Below are 5222 nucleotides of genomic sequence, written 5' to 3' on the forward strand. Positions count from 1 at the left end.
CGTACGGCGACGTCGACGCCTTGGGCGCGCAGAGCGCCGACGAGGGAGACGGCGCGGATGGAATCGCCGCCCAGGTCGAAGAACGAGTCCAGCACACCGACCCGCTCCACCCCGAGCACCTCGCGCCAGGCTGCGGCGATGCGGTCCTCCAGCGGGGTGCGCGGCGCCACGAACACCGCCCGTGCGAAGGCGTCCTCGTCCGGCACCGGCAACGCCCGCTTGTCCAGCTTGCCGTTCGCCGTGAGCGGCAGCACGTCCAGCACCACCACCGCCGACGGAACCATGTACTCCGGCAACACCCGACCCAACCCGGCCCGCAGCACCGCCACATCCACCACGGCACCCGCATCCGGCACCACATACCCGACCAGGCCCCGGTCCCCGGAAACGGTCTCGCGGGCAAGCACAACCGCCTCACGCACCCCGTCCTGACCGGCCAGCGCGACCTCGATCTCACCCAGCTCGATCCGGAACCCCCGGATCTTCACCTGGTCATCGATCCGGCCCAAAAACTCCAGACTCCCATCCGCACGCCGCACCGCCAGATCCCCACTGCGATACAGCCGGGCACCAGGCCCACCGAACGGATCCGGCACAAACCGCTCCGCCGTCAGCTCCGGCCGGTTCAGATACCCCCGCGCCACACCAGGACCGGCCACATACATCTCACCCGGCACACCCACCGGAACCAACCGGCCCGACCGGTTCAGCAAGTAGACGCGTAGATCACTGAGCGGCCGCCCCACCGGGTTGACCCCGCCGGGCTCCAGGTCAGCTTCCGCCACCCGATAGAACGTCGTATGGACGGTCGTCTCGGTGATGCCGTACATGTTCACCAGAGCCGGCCGGTCCAGACCCAACCGCGCCACCCACGGCGCCAGTTCAGGCATCTCCAGCTTCTCCCCCGCGAACACCACCGCCCGCAAGGACAACCGGTCGATCCGCTCGTCCCCCGAACCCGCAGCCGCCACCAACGACCGGAACGCCGACGGTGTCTGGCTCAACACCGTCACACCACGCTCCACCAACAGATCCAGGAACTCCTCCGGCGACCGCGTCACCTCACGCCCGACCACGACCACGGACCCACCGAACAGCAACGCCCCCCACAACTCGAACACCGAGACGTCGAACGCGAACGAATGAAACAGCGAAAAGACGTCCGACTGGCCGAAGACGAAATGCTCATGCGCCGTCTCCAGCAACCGCACCACATTCGCGTGCGGAACCACCACACCCTTCGGCCGCCCCGTCGACCCCGACGTATAAATCACATACGCCGCGTTCGACCCCGACGACACCGGCAGCGGATTCTCAGCCGCCGCCTGCGCCAGGACCCCCGCGTCCACGCCATCCAGCACGATCACCCGGCCCTCGAACCCCTCACCCACCCCCCCGACAAGCTCAGCGCAGGTCACCAGCACCGACGCACCCGCATCCGCCAGCACAAACCGCAACCGCTCCACCGGATTCACCGGATCCAACGGCACATAACCAGCACCCGACTTGAGAACACCCACCAGCGCCGACACCAGGTCCGGCCCCCGCTCCAGGCACACCCCCACCAGCGACTCCGCACCCACACCCGCATCCCGCAGCACATGCGCCAGCCGATTCGCCCGCTCATTCACCTCGGCATACGACAACTCCACCCCACCGGCGACCACCGCCACCGCATCCGGCGACACCCGCACCCGCTCCTCGAACAACTCATGCAGAGACCGTGGCCTGGTCAAGAAGGCGTACGAAGTGGGTGGCCATGCGCCGCGCGGTGGCCTCGTCGAAGAGGGAGGTGGCGTAGGTGAGCCTGGTCTCGTACGAGCCGTCGGAGTTCTCGCCGACGCGCAGTTCGAGGTCGCACTTGGCGACGGTGCCGAGCGCCTCGTAGGGCGTGACGTCCATCCCGGGCAGGGTGAGGCCTTCGCCGCCGGCCTCGTGGAGGGTGAAGGCGACCTGGTACAGGGAGGTGCGGGACAGGTCGCGCTCCGGCTGCAGTTCGTCCACGAGCTGGGCGAAGGGCACCGTCTGGTGGTCGTAGGCGTCGATCAGGGACCGTCTGCCATTGTCGACGAGTTCGCCGAAGGTGGTGGAGTCGTCCCAGGTGGCGCGCATGACCAGGGTGTTGATGCAATAGCCGAAGACGTTCTGGAGTTCGGGCCGGGTGCGGCCGCTGGCGACGGTGCCCACGGCGACGTCGTTGTCATCGACGTAGTAGGAGACGAGTGCCTGGAGAGCCGTGAGGAACACCACGAAGGGGGTGGTGTCATGCTGGACGGCCAGGTCACGGACGCGCTGTGCGACCTCGCTCGGCAAGGGGAACGCGACCTCGGCGCCCGCGTGTTCTCGCACAGCGGGCCGCGGCCGGTCGGCGGGCAGCTCGATGGGCCGCAGACCCGCGAGCTGGTCCCGCCAGTAGCTCAGCTGCCCTTCCAGGACTGTGCCCGACAGCACCTGGCGCTGCCATTGCGCGTAGTCGGCGTACTGCACGTCGAGCGGGGGCAGCGTGGCGTCGGAGCCTTCGGCGAAGGCGGCGTAGAGGGTGCTCAGTTCGGAGGCGAACAGGCGGGTGGACCAGGCGTCGCACGCGATGTGGTGGAAGACGACGGTCGGTACATGGTCGTCGGAGGCGAGGCGGAGGAGCCGGGCGCGTACCGGCCAGTCGTGCTCCAGGTCGAAGGGTTCGTCCAGGTGCTGTGCGACGAGGGCGTCGGTGCGCTGATCCCGCTCGTCGGCGAGCAGACTCGTGAGGTCCTGCGGTACCAGAGGCACGTCCACCGGCTCGTCGACGACCTGTACGGGCCGGCCGTCGAGCACGGCATAGCGGGTGCGCAGGATCTCGTGGCGGGCGAGGATGGCCGACCAGGCCCGCTGGAGGGCTTCGGCGTCCAGTCGGCCGCGCAGCCGGAAGGCGAGGGGCACCAGGTATTCGGTGCTGTCCGGGTCGAGGCGGTTGAGGAACCACATTTGCTGTTGGCCGTGGGAAAGCACCAGAGGCTGATCGCGCTCGGCGCGCCCGATCGCCGATCGCCGGTTGCCGCCGCGTCCGCTGAGCCGCCTGCGGAGAACCTCGTCACGGACGACGTCTGCGTTGTGCTGCGTGAAGTCCTCGGTACCCATGTGTTCTACTCCCCGAACCGCAGTGTTTGAGCGATGAGTTCGTCGTCCGTCAGTGCCTCGACCTCGGCCCGGATCAATTCCTCGATGGCTGTGGCGAGTTCGGCGACGGTCGGACCCTCGAAGACGGCCCTCATCGGCAGCTCGATCTCGAATGCGTCCTGAAGGCTCGCGACCAGGCGGATCGCGAGGATGGAATTGCCGCCCGTGTGGAAGAAGTTGCCGTACACGCCCACGTCCCGGCCCAGGAGGTCGGTCCAGATCTCGGCGACGCGCTCCTCCACGACAGTGCGCGGTGCCACGACGTCCGGCTCGGTCCGGGGCTCAAGTGCGCTGAGAGCGGCCCGGTCCACCTTGCCGTTGGCGTTGAGCGGGAGTGCCGGCAGTGCCATGAAGGCCGACGGCACCATGTAGGGAGGCAGGTGTTCCGTGCAGTGGGTGACGAGCTCGTCGTGGCTGGGGGGCGTGTCGCCCGCGGCCACGTAGTGGGCGACGAGGCTGCGGTCCCCCGGCCGGGTCTCCCGGACGGTGACGACCGCCTCGCGCACCCGCGGATGGTCGGCGAGAACCACCTGGATCTCCGTGGTCTCGATGCGGTGACCGCGGATCTTGACCTGGTGGTCGATCCGTCCGAGGAAGTCGACCTCGCCGCCGGGCAGCAGCCGGACCAGGTCACCGGTACGGTACATCCGGTCGCCGGGCGCGCCGTAGGGGTCCGGGAGGAAGGCGGCGCCGGTCTGCGCGGGCCGGCCGGCGTAGCCGCGCGCCACGCCCACGCCGCCGACGTACAGCTCTCCCGTCACGCCCACGGGCACCGGCTGGAGCCGGTTGTCGAGCACCCGCATCGTCATGTTCGGCAGGGGGCGTCCGATGGGCACGATCTCCCGGTTGCCGTCGTCCGGTGCCGGGAAGACGCAGGTGCCGATGGACGCCTCGGTCGGGCCGTACTCGTTGATCACCGGTGCGGCCCAGCCGTCGACGAGCCGGCCGGGCAGGGCTTCACCGGCCACCACGTACACACGCGCCAGGGCGCGTACCTGCTCGGGGGTCAGCTGGTCGGAGAGGATCTCCAGGTGTGCCGGGGTCATCTTGACGAAGGCGAACGGCCCGGCCTCCACCAGGAGTTGTCCCAGGGTGCCGAGGTCGAGGTCCTGCGGAAGCAGGGTGACGGTCCGGCCGGCCATGAGGGGGGCCCACAGGTTGGGTACGACCAGGTCGAAGGCGACGGACGAGAAGACCGGCGCGCCTTCGTCGGCCCTGCCGACGAGTTCCGCCACGGCCCAGTCGAGGTGGTTGGCCAGTCCGGCGTGGGTGATCTGCACGCCTTTGGGGCGGCCGGTGGAGCCGGAGGTGTAGATGACGTAGGCGAGGCGGTCCAGGTCGGGGGTGCGGTCGGGCGCGGTGGTCACGGTGGGCTCGGTGGCCGCGTCGGTGAGCAGCAGGCGCGTGCCGGGCGGCCGCCCGATCCGGTCGCGGCTGGCTGAGTCGACCACCAGGACGCGGGCGCCGGCGTCGGACAGCACGGTCTTGACGCGTCCCGCGGGGTGCGAGGGGTCGAGCGGCAGATAGGCGCCGCCTGCCTTCCAGACGGCGAGGAGTGCCGCGAGCAGGTCCGGGCCGCGGTCGAGGAGCACACCTACGGCGTCCTCGGGGCCCACTCCGAGGGCCCGCAGCCTGTGCGCGAGGGCGTTCGCCCGCTCGTCGAGTCCGCGGTACGTGAGGTCGGCTCCGCCGCTGGTCACGGCGATCGCGTCCGGTGTCTCGGCGGCCCACCGTTCGAACGTCTCGTAGGGGGGCTCCGTCGGCAGCGGGCCCGGGTTGCGGCTCCATTCGGAGAGTCGGTCGAGTTCGGCCGAGGAGAGGAGGTGCAGTTCCCCCAGGGGCAGACCGGGGTCGGCGGTGACGGCTTCCACGACGCGGACGAAGTGGCGGGCGAGGCGTTCGACGGTCGTTCGGTCGAACAGCGCGGTGGCGTACTCCAGTCCTCCGATCATGCGTCCGTCGGCTGCCCGCCGCATGAAGAGGCTGAGGTCGGTCTTGGCCACGCTCCAGGCGTCTTCCAGGGCGTGGAAGTCGTCGAGTGCTGCCGATCCGGTGAGTTCCTCGTC

3 protein-coding genes are annotated in these 5222 nt (G+C 69.7%); all 3 read right to left on the bottom strand.

The features are described 5' to 3' along the window. Positions 1–1709 (bottom strand): amino acid adenylation domain-containing protein (locus JF597_RS06410; protein ID WP_293990467.1); only part of this gene is annotated, 1709 nt, incomplete at its 3' end. A gap of 1 nt (position 1710) precedes the next feature. Then, positions 1711–3117, bottom strand: a complete 1407-nt coding sequence (locus JF597_RS06415; protein WP_293990469.1) for a condensation domain-containing protein — start codon at positions 3115–3117, stop codon at positions 1711–1713. Between the two features lie 5 nt (positions 3118–3122). Then, positions 3123–5222, bottom strand: a 2100-nt coding sequence (locus JF597_RS06420) for an amino acid adenylation domain-containing protein (protein WP_293990470.1), incomplete at its 5' end; no start/stop codon positions are given.

This window comes from Streptomyces sp. (genome assembly GCF_019510245.1).
In the GTDB taxonomy this organism is placed as follows: domain Bacteria; phylum Actinomycetota; class Actinomycetes; order Streptomycetales; family Streptomycetaceae; genus Streptomyces.